Genomic DNA, 21,759 nt, shown 5'->3' with positions numbered 1-21,759 from the left:
TCAAACTCCTTTTTTGTTTTTAAATAGAAGCAAAAATTCATTTCAACTCCTATTTAAAAACAAAATAGAAGAGAGGAGATAAAAATCTGACAAGGTCTTTGATTTTTAAACTCCACTCTCTGAGCAATAGTGAATTTTCTTTTCTATTACAATTATTCTGTTGTATTCATGAAACCAACATACTTACGTTTCAATAAATAACCTTCCAATTGTTTAATTCCTTCAATACCTGTTGAGATAATGATCAAAAGACTTGTTCCCCCAAAAGCAACGACTTCTGAAAGACCGAATAAATCCTTAGCTACAATAGGTAAAATAGAAATGACACCTAGGAAGAGGGAACCGACTGTTGCGAGACGACGAAGAAGTTTTGACATATACTCTTCTGTCCCTTTACCAGGACGGACACCGTGGATATAAGCACCGCTCTTTTGCAAATTTTCTGCTGCCTTCTCTGGATTAATCTGTACAAATGTATAGAAGAATGTAAAGAGGATAATCAACAGAGCGTACAAAGCGATACCTGTAGGGGCTGTTGTAGATAGCAACTCCTGAGCACTACGTACCCAGGCCCAATCAAGACCAGATGCACTTACAAATTGTAAAATTGCCGCTGGTGCTGCAGTAATCGAGCTAGCAAAGATAACTGGAATAACTCCTGCAGGGTTAATCTTCAATGGAAGATAGGAACTTGACGGTGCTCCTTGTGCTACCTTAGTATACTGAATTGGTATCTTATATTCAGCTTGTTGAACATAAGTTGTAAAGTAAACAATCAATAAGACTGCTACAATTAAGATAGCAACAAAAATGAGGGATGAAGTCAAGCGACTGCTTGGTACATTGACAAAGTAGTCAACATAGATACCCTTGATCATATCAGGAATTGAAGCAACAATCCCCGCAAAGATAATCATAGAAACACCATTTCCATAACCCTTATCAGTAATTTGCTCTCCCAACCAAGTTACAATCATACTACCCGCTGTTAGGATTGCTCCAATCACAAGGAAAACTTGTGGTGTTAGAGGAACAGTCAAAAGTTTGGCTCCAGATAAAGCATTAAAACCAGCAGTAATTCCGACAGATTGCACGAATGCAAGAACAAGGGCAATATATCGAGTTGCCTGGTTCAACTTTCTACGACCAACTTCCCCTTGTTTGCCCCACTCTACAAACTTCGGTAATAAATCCATTTGTAAGAGTTGGACAACGATAGAAGCAGTAATGTATGGACTAACACCAAGTGCAAAAACTGAAAAGTTTTTCATGGCATTACCAGACACCAAACTTAACATATTTAGAAAAGATAGACCACTCAAAGCATTCAAGCTATTGGCATTCACCCATGGAACCGTAATGCTAGTCCCGATACGGAAGACAAAGACGATAAAAATTGTAAAAAGAATTTTTGATCGAACTTGCTTGACTTTGAAGGCTTCTCTCAATAATTTAAAAAACATAGGTCACCTCTCTTAGATGACTTCTACTGAACCACCTTTAGCAGTGATAGCTTCTTCAGCTGATTTAGAGAATTTAGCTGCTTTTACAGACAATTTCTTAGTCAACTCACCGTTACCAAGAATTTTGATACCTGATTTTTCAGCTTTAACAATTCCTGATTCGATAAGAACAACTGGAGTTACTTCTGCACCATCTTCAAAGACGTTCAATTGGTCAAGGTTAACAATTGCGTATTCTTTAGCGTTGATGTTAGTGAATCCACGTTTTGGAAGACGACGGAACAATGGAGTTTGTCCACCTTCAAAACCAAGGCGTACTCCACCACCGCTACGAGCTTTTTGACCTTTTTGACCACGACCAGATGTTTTACCGTTACCTGATGAAGTACCACGACCAACACGGTTACGAGTTTTACGAGAACCTTCTGCAGGTTTCAATTCATGAAGTTTCATTATATATTTTCTCCTCTTTTGTAAAATGCTAGCGCCGATAAGAGAGAAAAGGTTGTCTCTCCTATCAACTCGCCTATACGTTTGTCATCAAAGATGACTATATCTAGTTTTAGGGGATGGTATACTGCACATCCCCTAAAATTTAATTAGTTTACTTCTTCAACTGTTACCAAGTGAGATACTGCAGTGATCATACCACGTACTGCTGGGTTATCTTCTTTAATAACAGAGCTGTTCAATTTGCCAAGTCCAAGTGCTACAACAGTTTTACGTTGTGATGGAATGCGTCCGATTGGAGACTTAGTCAAAGTAATTTTAATTTGAGCCATTTTATCCCCTTTCTTATGCCAAATCAGAAACTGAAATACCACGAAGGGCAGCAACTTCTTCAGCGCGTTTCAATTGTTTCAAACCTTCAACAGTTGCACGAACAATGTTGATTGGAGTATTTGAGCCAAGAGATTTAGATGTAACATCAGCTACACCTGCCAACTCGATAACGGCACGAACAGCACCACCAGCGGCAACTCCAGAACCTTCTACAGCTGGTTTCAACAATACTTTAGCTCCACCGAATTCTGAAATAACTTCGTGTGGGATTGTTGTTCCAACCATAGGAACTTCGATCAAGTTTTTCTTAGCATCTTCTACTGCTTTGCGGATTGCTTCTGGAACTTCTTGAGCTTTACCAGTACCAAATCCTACGCGACCGTTGTGGTCACCAACGACTACAAGAGCTGCAAAACGAAGACGACGTCCACCTTTAACAACTTTAGTAACACGGTTAACAGCAACTACGCGTTCTTCTAATTCAACTGCATTGTCTTTAAATGCCATTTTCTAGTGTCCTCCTATTAGAATTTCAATCCGTTTTCACGAGCTGCATCAGCCAAAGCTTTCACACGTCCGTGATATAGATATCCACCGCGGTCGAACACCACTTCTGAAATACCTTTAGCGTTTGCACGTTCTGCAACGAGTTTACCGACAGCAACGGCTTGTTCAGTTTTTGTTCCTTTTGAAACTTCTTTGTCAAGAGTTGAAGCACTTGCGAGCGTTACACCCGCTACGTCATCAATAACTTGAGCGTAGATGCCTGTATTAGAACGGAATACGTTCAAACGTGGGCGATCAGCAGTTCCAGAGAGTTTTCCGCGAACGCGACGGTGGCGTTTTTGGCGGAGTTTGTTTTTATCTGGTTTAGAAATCACAGTTTTCACCTCTTTAGTTTTAAATCGTGTGCTATGCACAAAGTTGGAAATGATATTGGTGGCTGAAAATCAACCACTCAATATTATTTACCTGTTTTACCTTCTTTAAGACGAACATATTCGCCAACGTAACGGATACCTTTACCTTTGTAAGGTTCTGGTGAACGAAGGCTACGTACGTAAGCAGCTGTTTGACCAACTACTTCTTTTGAAATTCCGCTAACAACGATTGTTGTTGGGTTTGGAAGTTCAAAAGTAATTCCTTCTGGAGCTTCAACTTCGTCTGGATGTGATTTACCAACAGCCAAAACAAGTTTTGATCCTTGAAGTTGTGCACGGTAACCAACCCCACGCATTTCAAGTTGTTTCTTGAATCCTTCTGATACACCAATAACCATGTTGTTCAAAAGAGCACGAGTAGTTCCGTGGATAGTTTTCATTTCTTTTGAATCGTTTGGACGGTGAAGAGTTACTTCAGTACCTTCCACACGAATTTCAATATCTTTTGAGAACTCACGAGTAAGTTCTCCTTTAGGTCCTTTTACAGTTACAACGTTGTCATTGTTAGTGATTTCAACACCAGCAGGCAACACGATAACTTTATTACCAATACGTGACATGTTTTTATTCTCCTGTTAAATTGTCAGGCCTTGTTGGCCAGTTTTCACGGGGTTAAATCGATTTCTCGATTTGAAGGAACATTTAGGTTCCTATTTCAAGGTGAATCTAGGCATCGTCTCGCAGTCATAACTTTGGGTTAGCAAGAGACGATAACGAAGAGTCACAAAGAAATTGGGGACTAAATATTACCAAACGTAAGCGATAACTTCTCCACCAACATTCTTTTGGCGTGCTTCTTTATCAGTAAGCAAACCTTCAGAAGTTGAAAGGATAGCAATTCCAAGACCGTTAAGTACTTTTGGAAGGTCTTCACGTTTTTTGTAGACACGAAGTCCTGGTTTAGAAACACGTTTCAAGTTTGTGATAACTTTTTCACCGTTTGGTCCGTATTTAAGGAATACACGGATGATGCCTTGTTTGTCATCTTCGATGATTTCTACGTTCTTAACAAAACCTTCGCGTTTAAGGATTTCAGCAATCCCTTTTTTGATGTTTGATGCAGGTACTTCAAGTACTTCGTGTTTTGCTTGGTTAGCGTTACGAATACGAGTTAGGAAGTCTGCGATTGGGTCAGTCATAACCATTTTATTTTTCTCCTCTTACTAGTAGTTTGCAAGTTGCACTTGCTAGTTAATACATGATACAAAGAGCGTAACAGCAAGAGCAAAAATAGACAATTTGATGCAGGAGCGATGCTCCAAAGCAAATTGATCTTTTTTGCCAAAGCTGTAGCTCGTGTTCAAATTGGCAAGCCCAACTGAACCCGGGCTAAACTCTGTGTGAAAAAGATAAACTTTTCTAGAAACTAAAGTTTCTTCGTCAAGTTTCCTATTTTCACTTGGAGTTTTGACGCCCTTGATATCTTAAATTACCAAGATGCTTTTGTTACACCAGGGATTTGACCTTTATATGCCAATTCACGGAAGCAAACACGGCAAAGTTTAAACTTGCGGTAAACTGAGTGTGGACGTCCACAACGTTCACAGCGAGTGTATGCTTGAGTAGAGAACTTCGCTGGGCGTTTGTTCTTAGCAATCATAGATTTTTTAGCCATTAGTTATACCTCCTATATTATTTTGCAAAAGGCATTCCAAGGCCTGTAAGCAATGCACGTGACTCTTCGTCAGTGTTAGCAGTAGTTACGATAACGATGTCAAGACCACGAGTTTTGTCAACGTCATCAAAGTTGATTTCTGGGAAGATCAATTGTTCTTTCACACCAAGAGTGTAGTTTCCGCGTCCATCAAATGATTTTGTAGGAACACCGTGGAAGTCACGTACACGTGGAAGTGAAACTGAAACCAATTTGTCCAAGAATTCGTACATACGTTCACCACGAAGGGTAACTTTTGCACCGATCGCAACACCTTCACGAAGACGGAAGCCGGCGATTGATTTTTTAGCTTTAGTGATAAGTGGTTTTTGACCTGAGATAAGCGCCAATTCTTCAGCAGCTTTTTCAAGGCTTTTAGCGTTTGATACAGCTTCACCAACACCCATGTTCAAAACGATCTTATCTACTTTAGGCACAGCCATCACTGATGAGTAGTTGAATTGTTCTGTCAAAGCAGGAACTACTTCATTAAGATATTTTTCTTTTAAACGATTTGCCATTATACTTCTCCTTTCCTTCGTGATTAATCAAGCACTTCGCCTGATTTTTTGTTGTAGCGAACTTTTTTACCGTCTACAAATTTGTAACCAACACGACCAGCTACACCGTTTTTGTCCAAAACTTGAACGTTTGATACGTGGATAGCTGCTTCCTTCTCGATGATACCACCTTGAGGAAGTTCGTTAGTTGGACGTTGGTGTTTCTTAACGATATTAACACCTTCAACGATAACTTTGTTTACTTTTGGAAGGGCAGTAAGGACAACAGCTTCTGTTCCCTTATCTTTACCAGCGATTACGCGAACTTTGTCGCCTTTTTTTACAAACATTTTTTTCTCCTTTTATTCTTACGCCCAATGGGCACCCTGGCTAAGCCAGGGGACTGTGTTTGTTTGTTTTTGCTCTGTGAAAATTAAAGTACTTCTGGAGCAAGTGACACGATCTTCATGAAGCCACCTTCACGCAATTCACGTGCAACTGGGCCAAAGATACGTGTTCCGCGAGGAGTTTTGTCTTCACGGATGATAACTGCTGCGTTTTCGTCAAATTTGATGTATGAACCATCAGCACGACGAGCACCTGATTTAGTACGAACGATAACTGCTTTAACAACGTCACCTTTTTTAACCGCACCACCAGGAGTAGCTTGTTTTACAGATGCCACAATAACATCACCGATGTTCGCAAATTTACGTTTAGAACCACCAAGAACTTTGATAGTCAAGATTTCGCGTGCACCGCTGTTGTCTGCGACTTTCAAACGAGTTTCTGTTTGAATCATTTCAGTTTTCTCCTTTCAGGTTTGATTAGATGATAACCGCTTCTTCAACGACTTCTACAAGACGGAAACGTTTTGTAGCTGAAAGCGGACGAGTTTCCATGATACGTACGATATCGCCTTCTTTGGCAACATTGTTTTCATCATGTGCTTTGTATTTTTTAGAGTAGTTAATACGTTTACCATAGACTGGGTGGTTACGTTTTGTTTCAACTACAACTGTGATTGTCTTGTCCATTTTGTCAGATACAACACGTCCAACAAGAACTTTACGATTATTGCGTTCCATTGAAATTTCTCCTTCCCTAGTCTATTATTTCGCTTCAGATTGAACTGTTTTGATACGAGCGATTTGTTTTTTAACTTCTTTCAAGCGAGCTGTTTGTTCTAATTGACCAGTAGCAGCTTGGAAACGAAGTTCAAACAATTCTTTTTTCAATTCGTTTTCGCGCTTCGCGAGTTCTTCTTGAGAAAGACCACGAAGTTCTTTAACAAATTCTTTTACTTCATTAAGTTTCATGCCTTCTCCTTATTCTGCTTCACGTTTTACGAATTTACATTTAACTGGCAATTTGTGGCTTGCAAGACGAAGCGCTTCGCGAGCGATCTCTTCAGAAACACCAGCAACTTCAAACATTACTTTACCACGTTTAACTGGTGCTACCCAACCTTCAGGTGCCCCTTTACCAGATCCCATACGAACCCCGATAGCTTTAGCTGTGTATGATTTGTGTGGGAAGATTTTAATCCAAACTTTACCACCACGTTTCATGTAACGAGTCATGGCGATACGAGCAGCTTCGATTTGGCGGTTAGTGATCCAGTGGCTAGTTGTAGCTTGAAGACCGTATTCACCGAATGCTACTTCTTTTCCACCTTTAGCTTCACCACGCATTTTACCACGGAATTCACGACGGTGTTTAACACGTTTAGGTACTAACATTGGTTATTTACCTCCTTTAGTGTTTTTACGAGCTGGAAGAACTTCACCACGGTAGATCCATACTTTAACACCAAGTTTACCGTATGTAGTGTCTGCTTCTTCCCAAGCGTAATCGATATCTGCACGAAGTGTGTGAAGTGGAACAGTTCCTTCAGAGTATCCTTCAGCACGGGCGATATCTGCACCGTTCAAACGACCTGATACTTGAGTTTTGATTCCTTTAGCTCCAGCACGCATAGCACGTTGGATTGCTTGTTTTTGTGCACGACGGAAAGCAACACGTTGCTCCAATTGACGAGCAATTCCTTCACCAACAAGGTGAGCATCCAAATCAGGTTGTTTGATTTCGATGATGTTGATGTGTACTTGTTTTCCAGTCAATTTGTTAAGTTTAGCACGGAGTGCATCAACGTTAGCACCACCTTTACCGATAACCATACCTGGTTTAGCAGTGTGAAGTGAAACGTTAACTTTGTTTACTGCGCGTTCAATTTCAATAGTTGAAACAGCTGCGTCAGCAAGTTCTTTTTGAACGAATTTACGGATTGCAAGATCTTCATGAAGGTAATCCGCGTATTCTTTTTCAGCATACCATTTGGCATCCCAATCACGGATGATGCCGACACGCATACCAATTGGATGTACTTTTTGACCCACGATTTTACCTCCTTATTTTTCTGCAACAGCTACAGTGATGTGAGCTGTACGTTTGTTGATTGGTGAAGCTGAACCTTTCGCACGTGGACGGAAACGTTTCATAGTTGGTCCTTCGTTTGCGAATGCTTCAGATACTACCAAGTTAGCTTTATCCAAACCAAAGTTGTTTTCAGCGTTAGCTACAGCTGAGTTCAAAACTTTCAAGATGATTTCAGCAGCTTTGTTTGGAGTGAATGTCAAAATTGCGATTGCATCGGCTACGCTTTTACCACGGATGTTGTCAAGAACAAGACGTGATTTACGAGGTGAAACACGTACTGTGCGAGCCATTGCTTTAGCTGAAGTAATTTCTGCCATTTATGTTCTCCTTATTTTCTACGTGTCTTCTTGTCGTCTGCGGCGTGACCTTTGTAAGTACGAGTTGGTGCAAATTCACCAAGTTTGTGACCTACCATGTCTTCTTGGATGTAAACAGGTACGTGTTTACGTCCATCATAAACTGCGATTGTGTAACCAATGAAACTTGGGAAGATCGTTGAACGACGTGACCAAGTTTTGATAACTTTTTTCTTTTCGTCGTTAGCTTGAGCTTCAACTTTTTTCATCAAATGCTCATCGACGAAAGGTCCTTTTTTAAGACTGCGTCCCATTTTTATATTTTCTCCTTTAAATTTTGTACCACAGCGGCTTGCGCTCACAAGGAGCGCTACCGAGCTGGCGGAATTTCCTAGTTGCTTAAGCGACTAGTTTTAAATTATTTCTCGTTGCGACGACGAACGATAAGTTTGTCAGATTTCGCTTTCTTGTTACGAGTTTTAAGACCAAGAGCAGGTTTGCCCCATGGAGTAGATGGTGCTTTACGACCAACTGGTGCTTTACCTTCACCACCACCGTGTGGGTGATCGTTAGGGTTCATTACAGAACCACGAACTGTTGGGCGGATACCTTTCCAGCGGCTACGTCCTGCTTTACCAAGGTTTACAAGTCCATGTTGTTCGTTTCCGACAACACCAACTGTAGCACGACAAGTTCCAAGAATCATACGAACTTCGCCTGATTGAAGACGAACAAGAACGTATTTACCTTCTTGTCCCAATACTTGAGCAGAAGCTCCAGCAGCACGAACCAATTCACCACCACGACCTGGTTTCAACTCAATGTTGTGGACCAAAGTACCAACTGGGATATTAGCAAGTGGAAGAGCGTTACCTACTTTGATATCTGCTTCAGGACCTGAAACGATACGTTGACCAACTTCAAGACCTTTTGGAGCGATGATGTATGCTTTCACACCGTCAGTGTAGTGTACAAGAGCGATGTTTGCAGAACGGTTTGGATCGTACTCGATAGTTTTAACAACTGCTTCAACGTTATCTTTGTTACGTTTAAAGTCAACCAAACGGTAGAAACGTTTGTGTCCACCACCTTGGTGACGAACTGTGATACGACCGTTGTTGTTACGACCAGCCTTGTTCTTCAAAGCAACAAGCAAAGTTTTTTCAGGTGTGCTTGTTGTGATTTCAGCGAAATCCAAAGAAGTCATATTACGGCGACCGTTTGTTGTTGGTTTATAAACACGAATTCCCACGATATTTCCTCCTTAGATTATTCAGCTTCAGCAGCAAACAACTCGATTGCTTTTGAATCAGCTGTAAGAGTGATGATAGCTTTTTTAGTTTTGTTAGTAAAACCAGTGTAACGTCCAACACGTTTAGCTTTAGGTTTTACGTTAATTGTGTTAACATTTGCAACTTTAACACCTTCGAAAGCAGCTTCAACAGCTTGCTTGATCAAAAGTTTGTGCGCACGAGTGTCAACTTCAAATACATATTTGCCTGCTTCAAGTTGAGCCATTGAGCTTTCAGTGATAACAGGTTTTTTGATAACATCATACAAATTCATTATGCAAGAACCTCCTCGATTTTAGAGATAGCTGCTTGAGTAACAAGAAGTTTGTCACTATTTGCGATGTCAAGAACACTTGCAGTTGTAGCAGTCGCAACTTTCACGTTTGGAAGGTTACGAGCTGAAAGAGCTGCGAATTCGTTTCCTTCTTCAAGAATAACAAGGACTTTAGAATCGATGCTCAAAGCTGCAAGAACTTTTGCAAATTCAGCAGTTTTTGGAGCTGTAAATTCAAGAGAATCAACGGCTACAAATTTGTTTTCAGCAACTTTTTCTGAGTAAACAGATTTTAGTGCAAGGCGACGAACTTTTTGAGGAAGTTTGTACGCATAGCTACGTGGAGTTGGTCCGAAGACAATTCCACCACCACGCCATTGTGGAGAGCGGATAGAACCTTGACGAGCACGTCCAGTTCCTTTTTGACGCCATGGTTTGCGTCCGCCACCTGAAACGGCTGAACGGTTTTTAACAGCGTGAGTTCCTTGACGAAGGCTAGCACGTTGGCTGATGATGACATCAAACACAACAGATTGGTTTGGTTCGATACCAAAGATTGCATCGTTAAGAACAACTTCGCCCGCTTGTTTACCAGTTTGGTCGAATAATGTTACATTTGCCATTTTGACTGTATTCCCCTTTCCTTATTATTTACCAGCTTTAACTGCTGATTTGATAGTGATAAGAGATTTCTTAGCACCTGGTACGTTACCTTTGATAAGGATAACGTTCTTTTCTGGAACAACTTGTACAACTTCAAGGTTTTGAATTGTTACACGGTCGCCACCCATACGTCCTGCAAGGTTTTTACCTTTGAATACGCGGTTAGGTGCAACAGGTCCCATAGAACCTGGACGACGGTGGTAACGAGAACCGTGAGCCATAGGTCCACGTGATTGTCCGTGGCGTTTGATAACACCTTGGAAACCTTTACCTTTAGAAGTACCAGTTACGTCAACAACATCTCCAGCTGCGAAAGTTTCAACTGTGATTTCAGCACCAACTTCCAAGCCTTCAACGTTTTTGAATTCACGAATGAAGCGCTTAGGAGCCGTGTTAGCTTTTGCTACATGTCCTTTAGCAGGTTTGTTGCTCAATACTTCGCGTTTGTCATCGAAACCAACTTGGATAGCGTTGTATCCGTCTGTTTCAACAGTTTTAACTTGAAGAACAACGTTTGGAGTTGCTTCAATAACTGTTACAGGGATCAATTCGCCAGCTTCAGTGAAGATTTGAGTCATTCCCACTTTTTTCCCTAAGATTCCTTTTGTCATGAGAAAATAGTTCCTTTTCTATATTTTTTATTCAAAAAGTTTTTAACGAGCGTTTTTTATGCTCAAGTTATCAAGCTTTAAATTAAAGTTTGATTTCTACGTTTACACCACTTGGAAGATCCAATTTCATCAAAGCGTCAACTGTTTTTTGAGTTGGGTTAACGATATCGATCAAACGTTTGTGTGTACGCATTTCAAATTGTTCGCGAGAGTCTTTGTATTTGTGAGTCGCACGAATGATTGTGTAGAGGCTACGCTCAGTTGGAAGTGGGATTGGACCCGCAACTTGTGCACCTGTACGAGTAGCTGATTCTACGATTTTTGCAGCCGCTGTGTCAAGCGTACGGTGTTCGTAAGCTTTCAAACGGATACGGATTTTTTTGTTTGCCATCTTTTTCTCCTTTTCGTCTATTTAAGATAATAGGCTAGCTCCACAAGAAAACCGACGCGCGTTGCGTGGCAATGCAACCGAGCGTGTCGCAACCTCTTGCATCAAAGCTAAAGCTGTAATTTACAGCACCATAATAGAATAACACAAAGCCCCTGCGATTGCAAGGGATTTGACAGGTTTTTTTAAATTTTTTAGATGAAACTGTTTTCTTATTCCATTTTAATAAATTTTCATATTTAATTGCTAGATTATCTGTCTTTTCTTCTATATAATGTTAGTTTTAATTTGAAATTTATCATCTGATTGATCTACCAAGATATCAGCTCTTGACTCGGTTTCTTTATAGTATTGTAGATACTGCTCTCGTCTCATCTGCTGACTAGCCAATATAATGGATGCATCGCCATTTCTCACAGTCGTATCTCGAGCTAGACGTCTCTTTAATTCGGTCTCCTCATCTGTGTAGAAACAAATGGTTTTGTCAAAGAGTTCCTTGGGTAGAAAACCCACAGACATCCCTTCGACTATCAGAATTGGTTTTGCTCCAGATAAGATCTCGCTAGCCTTCCAAGGTTCCTCAATTGTCAAGATGTCCATACCCGCTTGCAGAGCAAGAATATCTCTTTGTAAACTTGCCAGCTCATGCGCTACCGGTAAACATGCTGTCACCTTTTGGTCTGGTATCTCTTTAGGTACTACTAAATGTCGTCCCGAAGTAATATAGGGATCTGTCTCTAGTAAATTTACCTTTTCAGCATCCAATATTTGGTACAATTCTTGAGCAAAAGTTGATTTTCCTGAAGCGCCGTGACCGTAGATACCCAGCGTTTTTACTTTTCCCGACTCTATTTCTGATACTAGTCTTTCTATTAATTCTTTTTTCTTCATTCTCTCTTCACCTGTTCATAGCTTTCTTTTCCATCGTTAAGCTTGTCCCAAATGACTACCTTTCCACTTTGGAGAGACTTTTGTACATCGATAATTCGTTGATTGGAAGAGCCGCGGAATTGAAGCATAAGATTTCTCTTGCTCCGATCATAGCGACCATCGACCAGGATATCAATCATAGATAAAAGCTCTAGCTTATCTGGAGTTTCCAGCATCATTTCTTCCCAAGTGTAGCCTGTCCAAGACCAGATGTCTTTTTCTGGCAATTCCTTTCGAATGCGTTTTACAAGGGGCAAAAGAATACCTGTATTGAGGAATGGCTCTCCTCCTAGCAAAGTCAATCCTTGAACATAGGGCTGGGCTAAGTCTGCCATGATTTGTTCTTCCAATTCTGGCGTATAAGGAATTCCTGCATTGAAAGACCAGGTCGCTACATTGTAACAGCCCTCACAGTGAAACATGCAGCCGGCTACATAGAGAGAATTGCGCACCCCTTCTCCATCCACAAAGTTAAAAGCCTTATAGTCAATGATACGCCCTTGACTAAGCTCCTCACTCTTCCACTCGCCTGGTTTTGGTGTATTCCATGTCATGCTTTCTACTCCAACTCTATCCAATAGCGCTCCGTTCCATTTCGAACATCCTCCAACTCTCCACCATTAGCTAAGATAACAGCTCGGCTTGCTGGATTTTCCGCGCTACAATTCACCAGAGCACGATGGATGTTCTTTTCTTTAGCCACTTGTAGACCTTGACGGAGAGCTTCCTTGGCATATCCTTTGCCTCTTTCGGAAGGGCGGATAGAATAGCCAATATGGCCAGCATAATTCAGTAAACCCTCATTCAGTCTCAACCGTAAATTTAAAAAACCTAAAGCATGGCCTGATTCATCAAACAATACGAACTGAATTGATGGAACGCGATTTTCCAGCAATCCTATTCCCATTTCTTTATTATGGCTAGTTTCCAACCACTTTTCATAGTCAAAGTTCTCAGTATCCCAAAATCCTCCATTGTGGGCTGATTGAGTCTGCTCAAACTCTGACATCATCTCTAAAATTGTTTCTTTATCTGCCAATCTTGGTCTGCGTAATATCATCTTTACCTCCAACTAAGAGAAAAGCGAGAGCGGACTCTCACTTTTTCTTATTCTTATTTAAAAATTGCTCTCTTAGGCTAGCCACTCGGTCTTTTTTATTGCCTCCACCTTTTGAATGTTTCTCGTGGAACCGTTGAACCAAGGCCTTGCCCTTATCATCTAATTGATATTTTCCCATGCTATCTCTTTCTAACTTCTTACTTCATGTCCTGCTGTTTTGATAGTAGAACCGTTCATGTGTTTGACACGCGCAGCAATTTCCTTGTGACGACCATTAACCATCGGACGAGCTTGTGGATTCCCAAGATAACCACAGGTTCGTTTAACCACGTCTACTGTTTTAGGATCGTTGTTCCCACAGTTAGGACAAGCAAATCCTCTCTCTGTCGGCTCAAAATCTCCTTCAAAATCACACTTGTAACAGCGGTCAATTGGAGTATTGGTTCCGAGATAACCTACACGGTCATAAGCATAATCCCAAACAGCTTCCAAGGCCTTTGGATTTTGTTGAAGAACTGGATACTCGCAGTAGTGGATAAAGCCGCCTGATGCACCCGCTTCTGGGTAGACTTTCTCAAAGTCCAATTTTTCAAATGGTGTTGGATTTTTGCGAACATCATAATGGAAGGAATTTGTGTAGTATTCTTTATCTGTAATATCTGGAATAGAACCAAATTTCTCAGCATCTAAACGGCAGAATCGGTCCGTCAGACTTTCAGACGGTGTTGAATAAATAGAGAAGTGATAGCCATATTGGTCTGACCACTCTTCTACTCGATGTTTCATGTCTCGAATGATATCAAGGGTGAATTCTTTAGCTTCTGGATTGGTTTCCCAATTGTTACCAAAGAATACTGTCGCTACTTCATAAAGTCCAATGTAGCCAAGCGAAACTGTGGCACGTCTATTCTTAAAGAGCTCGTCGACACTTTCTTCTTTACCAAGACGACGGCCAAAAGCTCCGTATTGATAAAGGATAGGCGCATTAGCTGGAGTGGCTTCCTTGGTTCGCTCCACACGGTAAACCAGTGCATCTTCAGCGATATTCATACGCTCATTGAAGATTTCCCAGAACTTGTTCAGGTCGCCTTCAGACTCGAGGGCGATACGAGGAAGATTGACTGTTACCACACCTAGGTTCATACGACCAGAATTGACTTCTACTCCATTTTCATCCTTCCATCCTTGAAGGAATGAACGACACCCCATCGGAACCTTGAAAGAACCTGTCAACTCAATAATCTTATCATAAGACAAGACATCTGGATACATGCGCTTAGTTGCACACTCAAGGGCCAACTGCTTGATATCGTAGTTAGGAGAACCTTCCTCCAGATTAAGTCCTCTTTTAAGAGTGAAGATCAATTTAGGGAAGATAGCTGTACGGTGTTCTGAACCAAGCCCCTTGATACGAATGTTTAAAATTGCCTTTTGAATTTCGCGTTCAAAACGATTGGTTCCTAGACCGAAACCAAGGGAAGTAAAGGGTGTTTGTCCATTTGATGTAAAGAGGGTATTAATCTCGTACTCTAGAGATTGCATGGCATCATAGATGTCTTTTTGGGTTTTCTTCCAAGCATATTCTTCGCGCTTATCAGGTAGCACCCATTCTTCCGCATCCTTGAGGTGTTTTTGGTAATTTTTTTCTGCATAAGGAGCCAAGACTTCATCAATACGGTCTGCTGAACAGCCTCCATACTGACTTGATGCAACGTTGGCGATGATTTGCGATATCTGAGCAGTCGCAGTCTGAATAGACTTAGGACTCTCTACCTCAGCATTCCCAATCTTAAAACCATTTTCCAACATACCCTTAAAATCAATCAGACAGCAGTTGGTCATCGGAGTGTAAGGGCTATAGTCCAAATCGTGATAGTGGATATCCCCTTTTTGGTGGGCATTAGCCACATGCTTAGGAAGCATTTGAAGACCGATTGATTTCCCAACAATTCCTGCCGTCAAATCACGCTGGGTATTAAAAACATCACTATCTTTATTAGCATTCTCATTGACAACTGCCTGGTCTTTGTTGAGAAGTTTATGGATACTGAAGTTGATATCTGTTGCTTTTGAGCGCTCAAAATCCCTTTGAGTTCGATAAGTGATATATTCCTCTGCCAAGGCATATTCTTTAGCTTCCAATAACTCATGTTCTACGATATTTTGGATTTCATAGATTTTTACACCTTGAGGAAAGCGACTATGAATCTCTTCTACAATACGTTCAACTAGAGTATTAAGACGCTTTTCGACCAAGGGGGTTATATCCATGACTTTTTCCGCAGCCTTATGCAAGGCTTTGTCAATCTTATCTACATCAAAAATGACGCGTCTACCGTCACGCTTTTCGACGAATAAGGTTAGATCAGGGTTTGTTTTCTCTTCCAATACAATCATATCCAGGCTCTTTTCTAAAAGTAGTATCTAAAAAATATTATATCACTAAAAAAATAAAAATCAATATCTAGTATTAAAATTCCTATTTTCATAAAAATTATACTAGATATTGATTATTTTATTTTAATTTGTAAAGTTTAAAGTCTTTGAATTCACTTTGAACTGGTTGATAACTTTCTGCTAGAAGCTGTTCTACTTCCGTCCAGAGAGCTATTTTAGTATTGACCACAATCACTTTAGGCTGATTATCACGTAAATCATTGACAAGCTTGCTTCGATTTGCATCAAGGCCAGTATATAATTTTGGTGATAGGAACTGACTGGCTGCTAAACGTTCACTAGTCTTATAACCATTAGTAAAATCATCCCATATATAAATACGATCTGTTGCCTGCGTTTGCCCTTTAACCGTAGTTTCTATGCGAGTTCGTTCTTGATATTGTTCTGGGTGAAGGACATAGCGCGCTACTAAAGGGGCCAAGAATAGGTAAGCAAGGGCCAGGATAGGCAAGTAGGCATTTCCTTTGAGGAAGATTGCCCATATTGAAGGAACTTCTCGATGTCTTCTACGGCGATTGGCTCCTTCTAATTCCCCAGTTCGAATGTGAGTCAATAGAAAAATGGACAAGAAAGGAAGAAAAGTAGCTAGACGACTACCGTGAATCGGTTCTGTAGAGAAAATTTCCAATCCTAGTAACGATAAGATAGCTACTGAAGCAAAAATAGATAAGACGTATTGCTTGCTTGGTTTAGACTGGAAAAGCCCTGTAAATACGAATCTTAATCCTCCAAGACCAATTGTTAACAATCCATAAAAAAGGAGGTTGTCTAGCAAGGCTGGATTGGACATAAACTTCAAACTATCTACTGGATAGAGAATTTGACTAATAGCATTCCCGAAACTCCCATTATAAGCCGTATAGTAACCAATTGGATAAAAGAAAAGTGAGAACCCAAGACCAGCTGCAAAAAATTGATAGAGCCCATGAACTAAGCGACCACGCCCAATATTAAAGGCTAACAATGCAAAGAATAAGACTAGAGCATATAGAGCTGTAACTAGAGGGGCAAAAAAGAATGCTAGAGCCAAGCTAATCCCAACACGCACGAAACCTTTGTCATGATTATACTCTACCAAATACCTTGTTACTAAACTAAGAGCGTAAAACAGGAATGGAAGGGCCAAAATGGTGGCATAACCACCGCCAAAGCTAAGTCCTCCAACAAGAAGATAAAAGATGGTCAACACTTGTTGCGACTGCTTGTTCTCCTCCGTCAAGGTATAAGTTGAACGGAAAAGAAAAATCCCAGCACCCACTAGAGCAAGCCAAGTAAAGGCTGCAAACAAAATACTACCCTTGCTTAGATACTGTAAAAAGTAATAGAGAAGACCACTCGTTCCAAAATAGTCTGTGTAGATATCTCCCCCCTGGTGCATCGCCCATCCCATATAAAAATCTTGTGCCTGTTCTGGGCTAGTTAGTCCTAGCAAGAAAGGAAGAACTACAGATACAAGTACAACTAAAGTGCTCCAGATTAGGATCTTAAATAATGGTAAGGGAGCAAATGAACTTGGTTCATCCTCGAAGCGCTCCTCTCTCCCAACTAAATCATCCTGAATTCCCGTCCAAGATGGAGTTGGTTCCTCTTCTAATCTGCCATATACGTTCATTCATTCTCTCCTATGTTTTAATTTGTTCTAGTATATCAAAAAGTCTAAAGCTTGTCAGCCTGTGGTGGCCATTTGTCTAACTTTTGACAGAGACTAGTGAAGCGCTCAATCTCATAAAAACGATGATAGGAAGCATTTTTATAGTGATCTAAAAAATTTTTTTCTTCTACCGTCAGCATAATCATTCCTCCTTTTCTCTTTATTCGAAAATAGAGGACGATTCTATCAAAAAAGCTGAATTCCTAAAAGAGAATTCAGCACTTTGTCTTTAGTCAGCCTTTTTTTCTAGATTTTTTGAAATACTTCGATTTTTACCTTCTAGATACACCATGAGAATGGAAATATCTGCTGGGTTAACTCCAGAAATACGGCTGGCTTGACCGATGGTTTCTGGATTAATGAGTTTGAACTTCTGGCGAGCCTCAGTCGCGATAGAGTCAATGTCATCCCAGTCGATGTTGGCTGGAATGCGTTTTTCTTCCATGCGTTTCATCTTGGCAACCTGATCCATGGCTTTTGAGATGTATCCTTCGTACTTGATTTCCGTTTCAATCAATTCGATAATTTTGTCATCCAATTCTTCAGCAGCAGGTCCGATGAAGGCAACCACATCTTGGTAAGAGACTTCTGGACGACGGAGGAACTCCTTGGCAGTGACTGCATCAGTCAATGGTTTGAATCCCATCGCTTCGACCTTGGCATTGGTTTCCTTGACTGGCTTGAGTTTGATACTGTCTAGGCGTTTCATCTCATTGTCAAATTGATTTTTCTTGATCTCAAAGCGTGCCCAACGTTCATCATCCACAAGACCAATCTCGCGTCCCATCTCTGTCAATCGCATATCGGCATTGTCATGACGGAGGATGAGACGGTACTCAGCACGACTGGTCAAGAGACGGTAGGGTTCAATGGTTCCTTTTGTCACCAAGTCATCAATCATCACCCCGATATAACCGTCACTTCGTTTCAAAATCAACTCAGGCTTACCTTGGATTTTCAGAGCCGCATTGATACCAGCGATAATCCCTTGGCCAGCTGCTTCTTCGTAACCTGACGTTCCATTTGTCTGACCAGCTGTGAAAAGTCCTGAGATTTTCTTGGTTTCAAGCGTTGCACGCAATTGATGCGGCAAGACCATATCATACTCGATGGCATAACCAGTACGCATCATCTCTGCATTTTCCAACCCTTTGATGGAATGAACTAGCTCACGTTGGACATCCTCAGGCAGGCTGGTTGAAAGCCCTTGAACATAAACTTCCTCTGTATTGCGCCCTTCTGGCTCAAGGAAGAGTTGGTGGCGTTCCTTGTCCGCAAAGCGTACAATCTTATCCTCAATCGACGGACAGTAACGAGGTCCCACTCCCTTGACCACACCTGTAAACATAGGCGCACGGTGGAGGTTGTTTTGGATAATCTCATGACTAGTACCATTGGTATAAGTCAACCAGCACGGTACTTGGTCTTTAACATAGTCCTCATCACGTGAAGTGTATGAGAAGTGATTAGGCGCTTCGTCTCCTGGCTGGATTTCTGTCACATCGTAGTTGATAGAGGAAGCCTTGACACGTGGAGGCGTCCCTGTCTTGAAACGACCGATTTCGAGACCAAGTTCCTTGAGATTGTCAGCAAGGTTAATCGAAGCTAGGCTGTGGTTTGGACCTGATGAGTACTTGAGGTCTCCGATGATGATTTCCCCACGGAGGGCAGTCCCTGTGGTCACAATAACAGCCTTGGCAGCATATTCTTGATGGGTCGCTGTACGCACACCGACAACCTTGCCATCTTCCACCAAAATCTCATCAATCATAGTTTGACGTAGGGTTAGATTTTCTTGGTTTTCAACTGTCTTGCGCATTTCCTTAGAGTAAAGCTCCTTGTCAGCTTGCGCACGAAGGGCACGAACAGCTGGCCCCTTCCCTGTGTTGAGCATCTTCATCTGGATGTAAGTCTTGTCAATGGTCTTGGCCATTTCACCACCGAGAGCGTCGACTTCACGCACGACAATCCCCTTGGCAGAACCACCGATAGAGGGATTACATGGCATGAAAGCCAACATTTCAATGTTAATAGTCGCAAGCAAAACCTTGCAACCCATGCGGCTTGCAGCTAGGGATGCTTCCACCCCTGCATGCCCCGCTCCGATTACAATAATATCGTATTCTTCTATAAAATTATAAGTCATTTCTTAACCTTTCAAAAATTTCTCGCAAATAAGGAACTAACTTCTCCTCCTCTAGAGCTTGATCCATAGTAACCCATTTAAAGTGCGTATGCTCTTCAGGATCTAATCTGATAATTGGCTTCTCCCCAACCCACTCTGCTTTATAAACTAAGCGAGTAAAGACAGTATCCTTAGAGGTATCCAGTTGACTATCTTCGTGAAGAAGTTTGAGCGAACTGCTATCTAGCCTAACTCCCGCTTCTTCAATACATTCTCTAAGAGCTCCATCTCGCGGAAGTTCACCCTTTTCAACCCCACCACCAGGAATATCCCAGTAAGTTGGATAAACGTTGGGTTGTCCTCTTTTAATTTCCGAACGCTGAATGAGCAAATAATCACCACCACTATGAACAAGCACATGGGCAATAAGCTTAACCATCATTTTCTCTCCTATTCGTTAAGATGGATGTGTCGTAATTGTCCGTCCCAATTTGGCAGGGCTGTTTTCAAAAAGGCTGGAACTAGCTGGAAATCCTCAAGCTTATCCAAGTCAATCCATTCACAGGCCTGTGTTTTCTCATCTTCCTGCATGGTCAATGGGGCATCCTCAAGCAAGTCTACCAGATAATGAAACTCGATGTTGTGATAGGAAACACCGTCTTGTTCAAAACGATTTTCAACCACAAAAGCTAGCTGCCCAGCTTGAGCTTTGACACCCAGTTCTTCTCTCACTTCACGGACTACCGCGTCTTCCGTTCTTTCATTGACTTGAATAGCACCGCCAATAGTGTAATACTTGCCCTTGTCTTTGGTAACTAGGAGCTTACCATTTTGAAGAATCAAAGCTGTCGCCCGAACGCCAAAAACTGTGTTCCCCACCTTTGTCCGAAAGTCTTGTTGAGTCATTTTTACCCTTTCCCTTAAACGACACAAAAACAGTCAAAACTCCAAAGAAGTGCAGGACAAAAAGCCTGCAACATCCATGAGCTTTGACCATCATTTCTATTGCTTTTATTATTGTAGCAAATTGAGAAAATTTGTCAATCTAAATGTACTGACAAACCTTGCCATCACGGTAGGCATTGTCAATCAAACCACCACCGAGACATTCTTCACCATCGTAAAAGACAACTGCCTGTCCTGGTGTAATGGCGCGTTGCGGCTCCGCAAAGATGACCTCTGCCTTGTCTCCTTTGACATGTACAGTCACCTTAGAGTCAGGCTGACGGTAGCGGAATTTAGCCGTACATTCGAGCGTAAATTCCTCTGGCATGTCACGAGTAAAGTGGACTTGACTGGCTTCTAGGCTGGTTGACATGAGCGAATCATGGTAGAAACCTTGGCCTACATAGAGAATATTCTTGCTTAAGTCTTTTCCAACAACGAACCAAGGTGCATTGTCACCACCGTGTTGACCACCGATACCGAGTCCCCCACGCTGACCAATCGTATAGTACATAAGGCCTGCATGTTCGCCCATATCGCGACCATCCACTGTCATCATGCGACCAGGTTGAGCTGGCAGGTAGTTGCTGAGAAATTCTTTAAAGTTCTTTTCTCCGATAAAGCAAATCCCTGTCGAATCTTTTTTCTTAGCAGTCGCAAGTCCTGCTTCTTCTGCTATTTTTCGTACTTCAGGTTTTTCCAAATGTCCCAGTGGGAACATGGTTTTTTGAAGTTGTTCTTGCGAAAGTTGGCTGAGGAAATAGGTCTGATCCTTGCCATTGTCCACGCCACGAAGCATGTGAACGATGCCATCCTCATCACGCGCCACACGGGCATAGTGCCCAGTCGCTACATAGTCTGCTCCCAAGGTCATAGCATAGTCCAAAAAGGCCTTAAACTTGATTTCCTTGTTACACATCACATCTGGATTTGGCGTGCGCCCTGCACGGTATTCCGCTAGGAAATACTCAAAAACGCGGTCCCAGTACTCTTTTTCAAAGTTGACAGAGTAGTAAGGAATACCGATTTGATCTGCCACTGCAGCCACATCCTTGTAATCTTCGGTCGCCGTACAGACGCCGTTTTCATCTGTGTCATCCCAGTTCTTCATGAAGATACCGATCACATCGTAGCCCTGCTCTTTGAGCAAGAGAGCCGTCACCGACGAATCGACACCACCACTCATCCCCACGACAACACGTGTTTTAGAGTTATCACTCATGGTAGTTCTCCCATCTATTCGTTTATTCACGATTGAAGGTCGTGTTTGCTACTACGATTGAAGGT

The 21,759-nt window shown here is 41.6% G+C and carries 33 protein-coding genes; all 33 read right to left on the bottom strand.

What is annotated here, in order from left to right:
• Positions 1-152: 152 nt before the first annotated feature.
• A complete protein-coding gene (gene secY / locus QM469_RS04595; protein WP_075230994.1) occupies positions 153-1,463 on the bottom strand; it encodes a preprotein translocase subunit SecY in 1,311 nt (436 codons plus the stop codon).
• 12 nt (positions 1,464-1,475) lie between these two features.
• A complete protein-coding gene (gene rplO / locus QM469_RS04590; protein WP_000766079.1) occupies positions 1,476-1,916 on the bottom strand; it encodes a 50S ribosomal protein L15 in 441 nt (146 codons plus the stop codon).
• A gap of 146 nt (positions 1,917-2,062) precedes the next feature.
• Positions 2,063-2,245 (bottom strand): 50S ribosomal protein L30, encoded by a 183-nt coding sequence (gene rpmD / locus QM469_RS04585; RefSeq protein ID WP_000057243.1) that lies wholly within the window; start codon positions 2,243-2,245, stop codon positions 2,063-2,065.
• 13 nt (positions 2,246-2,258) lie between these two features.
• Positions 2,259-2,753: a 30S ribosomal protein S5 gene (rpsE, locus tag QM469_RS04580; RefSeq protein ID WP_000874203.1), complete on the bottom strand. Its 495-nt coding sequence runs from the start codon at positions 2,751-2,753 to the stop codon at positions 2,259-2,261.
• A gap of 17 nt (positions 2,754-2,770) precedes the next feature.
• Positions 2,771-3,127, bottom strand: a complete 357-nt coding sequence (rplR, locus tag QM469_RS04575) for a 50S ribosomal protein L18 (RefSeq protein WP_000624044.1) — start codon at positions 3,125-3,127, stop codon at positions 2,771-2,773.
• Positions 3,128-3,210: 83 nt separating this feature from the next.
• Complete coding sequence (gene rplF / locus QM469_RS04570; protein ID WP_000086625.1) at positions 3,211-3,747, bottom strand: 50S ribosomal protein L6; 537 nt, start codon at positions 3,745-3,747, stop codon at positions 3,211-3,213.
• 186 nt (positions 3,748-3,933) lie between these two features.
• Positions 3,934-4,332 carry a 30S ribosomal protein S8 gene (rpsH, locus tag QM469_RS04565; protein ID WP_000245504.1) on the bottom strand — a complete coding sequence of 133 codons (399 nt, stop codon included), beginning with the start codon at positions 4,330-4,332 and terminating at the stop codon, positions 3,934-3,936.
• A 284-nt stretch (positions 4,333-4,616) separates the two neighbouring features.
• The gene (locus QM469_RS04560) at positions 4,617-4,802 is read right to left on the bottom strand and encodes a type Z 30S ribosomal protein S14 (RefSeq protein ID WP_001085699.1); all 186 of its coding nucleotides are present in this window, start codon (positions 4,800-4,802) and stop codon (positions 4,617-4,619) included.
• 17 nt (positions 4,803-4,819) lie between these two features.
• Positions 4,820-5,362 carry a 50S ribosomal protein L5 gene (rplE, locus tag QM469_RS04555; RefSeq protein ID WP_000013542.1) on the bottom strand — a complete coding sequence of 181 codons (543 nt, stop codon included), beginning with the start codon at positions 5,360-5,362 and terminating at the stop codon, positions 4,820-4,822.
• Between the two features lie 23 nt (positions 5,363-5,385).
• A complete protein-coding gene (gene rplX, locus QM469_RS04550; protein WP_000497691.1) occupies positions 5,386-5,691 on the bottom strand; it encodes a 50S ribosomal protein L24 in 306 nt (101 codons plus the stop codon).
• Positions 5,692-5,774: 83 nt separating this feature from the next.
• Complete coding sequence (gene rplN, locus QM469_RS04545; RefSeq protein ID WP_000616548.1) at positions 5,775-6,143, bottom strand: 50S ribosomal protein L14; 369 nt, start codon at positions 6,141-6,143, stop codon at positions 5,775-5,777.
• Positions 6,144-6,168: 25 nt separating this feature from the next.
• Positions 6,169-6,429: a 30S ribosomal protein S17 gene (rpsQ, locus tag QM469_RS04540; protein ID WP_000440801.1), complete on the bottom strand. Its 261-nt coding sequence runs from the start codon at positions 6,427-6,429 to the stop codon at positions 6,169-6,171.
• Between the two features lie 24 nt (positions 6,430-6,453).
• Entirely contained in the window at positions 6,454-6,660 is a 207-nt protein-coding gene (gene rpmC / locus QM469_RS04535) for a 50S ribosomal protein L29 (RefSeq protein WP_000772918.1), read from the bottom strand.
• A gap of 9 nt (positions 6,661-6,669) precedes the next feature.
• Positions 6,670-7,083: a 50S ribosomal protein L16 gene (gene rplP, locus QM469_RS04530; protein ID WP_000960948.1), complete on the bottom strand. Its 414-nt coding sequence runs from the start codon at positions 7,081-7,083 to the stop codon at positions 6,670-6,672.
• A 3-nt stretch (positions 7,084-7,086) separates the two neighbouring features.
• Complete coding sequence (gene rpsC, locus QM469_RS04525; protein WP_000529936.1) at positions 7,087-7,740, bottom strand: 30S ribosomal protein S3; 654 nt, start codon at positions 7,738-7,740, stop codon at positions 7,087-7,089.
• A gap of 12 nt (positions 7,741-7,752) precedes the next feature.
• Positions 7,753-8,097 carry a 50S ribosomal protein L22 gene (rplV, locus tag QM469_RS04520; RefSeq protein WP_000818137.1) on the bottom strand — a complete coding sequence of 115 codons (345 nt, stop codon included), beginning with the start codon at positions 8,095-8,097 and terminating at the stop codon, positions 7,753-7,755.
• Positions 8,098-8,108: 11 nt separating this feature from the next.
• Complete coding sequence (gene rpsS, locus QM469_RS04515) at positions 8,109-8,390, bottom strand: 30S ribosomal protein S19 (RefSeq protein WP_000533766.1); 282 nt, start codon at positions 8,388-8,390, stop codon at positions 8,109-8,111.
• A 104-nt stretch (positions 8,391-8,494) separates the two neighbouring features.
• Positions 8,495-9,328, bottom strand: a complete 834-nt coding sequence (gene rplB, locus QM469_RS04510) for a 50S ribosomal protein L2 (RefSeq protein ID WP_000512914.1) — start codon at positions 9,326-9,328, stop codon at positions 8,495-8,497.
• Positions 9,329-9,345: 17 nt separating this feature from the next.
• A complete protein-coding gene (locus tag QM469_RS04505; RefSeq protein WP_001055347.1) occupies positions 9,346-9,642 on the bottom strand; it encodes a 50S ribosomal protein L23 in 297 nt (98 codons plus the stop codon).
• Positions 9,642-10,265 (bottom strand): 50S ribosomal protein L4, encoded by a 624-nt coding sequence (rplD, locus tag QM469_RS04500; RefSeq protein ID WP_000024549.1) that lies wholly within the window; start codon positions 10,263-10,265, stop codon positions 9,642-9,644. Before rplD ends, QM469_RS04505 begins: the two co-directional genes overlap by 1 nt.
• 24 nt (positions 10,266-10,289) lie before the next feature.
• Positions 10,290-10,916, bottom strand: coding sequence for a 50S ribosomal protein L3 (rplC, locus tag QM469_RS04495; RefSeq protein ID WP_000160197.1), 627 nt, complete (start codon positions 10,914-10,916; stop codon positions 10,290-10,292).
• A gap of 82 nt (positions 10,917-10,998) precedes the next feature.
• Positions 10,999-11,307, bottom strand: a complete 309-nt coding sequence (rpsJ, locus tag QM469_RS04490) for a 30S ribosomal protein S10 (RefSeq protein WP_001284513.1) — start codon at positions 11,305-11,307, stop codon at positions 10,999-11,001.
• A 264-nt stretch (positions 11,308-11,571) separates the two neighbouring features.
• Positions 11,572-12,195, bottom strand: coding sequence for a uridine kinase family protein (locus QM469_RS04485; protein WP_414276131.1), 624 nt, complete (start codon positions 12,193-12,195; stop codon positions 11,572-11,574).
• Positions 12,192-12,788, bottom strand: coding sequence for an anaerobic ribonucleoside-triphosphate reductase activating protein (gene nrdG / locus QM469_RS04480; protein WP_075230997.1), 597 nt, complete (start codon positions 12,786-12,788; stop codon positions 12,192-12,194). The genes QM469_RS04485 and nrdG overlap by 4 nt, the downstream gene beginning before the upstream one ends.
• A 5-nt stretch (positions 12,789-12,793) precedes the next feature.
• Complete coding sequence (locus QM469_RS04475) at positions 12,794-13,294, bottom strand: GNAT family N-acetyltransferase (RefSeq protein ID WP_075230998.1); 501 nt, start codon at positions 13,292-13,294, stop codon at positions 12,794-12,796.
• Between the two features lie 37 nt (positions 13,295-13,331).
• Positions 13,332-13,472 carry a hypothetical protein gene (locus QM469_RS04470; protein ID WP_000521609.1) on the bottom strand — a complete coding sequence of 47 codons (141 nt, stop codon included), beginning with the start codon at positions 13,470-13,472 and terminating at the stop codon, positions 13,332-13,334.
• Between the two features lie 11 nt (positions 13,473-13,483).
• Positions 13,484-15,691, bottom strand: a complete 2,208-nt coding sequence (gene nrdD, locus QM469_RS04465; protein ID WP_248035747.1) for an anaerobic ribonucleoside-triphosphate reductase — start codon at positions 15,689-15,691, stop codon at positions 13,484-13,486.
• A gap of 118 nt (positions 15,692-15,809) precedes the next feature.
• Positions 15,810-17,363, bottom strand: a complete 1,554-nt coding sequence (locus tag QM469_RS04460) for a damage-inducible protein CinA (RefSeq protein ID WP_414276130.1) — start codon at positions 17,361-17,363, stop codon at positions 15,810-15,812.
• A 44-nt stretch (positions 17,364-17,407) separates the two neighbouring features.
• Positions 17,408-17,542 carry a hypothetical protein gene (locus QM469_RS04455; protein ID WP_265586415.1) on the bottom strand — a complete coding sequence of 45 codons (135 nt, stop codon included), beginning with the start codon at positions 17,540-17,542 and terminating at the stop codon, positions 17,408-17,410.
• 89 nt (positions 17,543-17,631) lie between these two features.
• Positions 17,632-19,548, bottom strand: a complete 1,917-nt coding sequence (gene mnmG / locus QM469_RS04450; protein WP_414276129.1) for a tRNA uridine-5-carboxymethylaminomethyl(34) synthesis enzyme MnmG — start codon at positions 19,546-19,548, stop codon at positions 17,632-17,634.
• Positions 19,538-19,969 (bottom strand): NUDIX hydrolase, encoded by a 432-nt coding sequence (locus QM469_RS04445; RefSeq protein ID WP_049504858.1) that lies wholly within the window; start codon positions 19,967-19,969, stop codon positions 19,538-19,540. The genes mnmG and QM469_RS04445 overlap by 11 nt, the downstream gene beginning before the upstream one ends.
• A gap of 8 nt (positions 19,970-19,977) precedes the next feature.
• Positions 19,978-20,433: an NUDIX hydrolase gene (locus tag QM469_RS04440; protein WP_414276128.1), complete on the bottom strand. Its 456-nt coding sequence runs from the start codon at positions 20,431-20,433 to the stop codon at positions 19,978-19,980.
• Between the two features lie 139 nt (positions 20,434-20,572).
• Positions 20,573-21,694, bottom strand: a complete 1,122-nt coding sequence (gene mnmA, locus QM469_RS04435) for a tRNA 2-thiouridine(34) synthase MnmA (RefSeq protein ID WP_414275566.1) — start codon at positions 21,692-21,694, stop codon at positions 20,573-20,575.
• Positions 21,695-21,759 lie beyond the last annotated feature (65 nt).

This window comes from Streptococcus infantis (assembly GCF_047464215.1).
Lineage (GTDB): Bacteria > Bacillota > Bacilli > Lactobacillales > Streptococcaceae > Streptococcus > Streptococcus infantis_P.
This window is presented reverse-complemented; position numbering and strand designations above follow the sequence as displayed.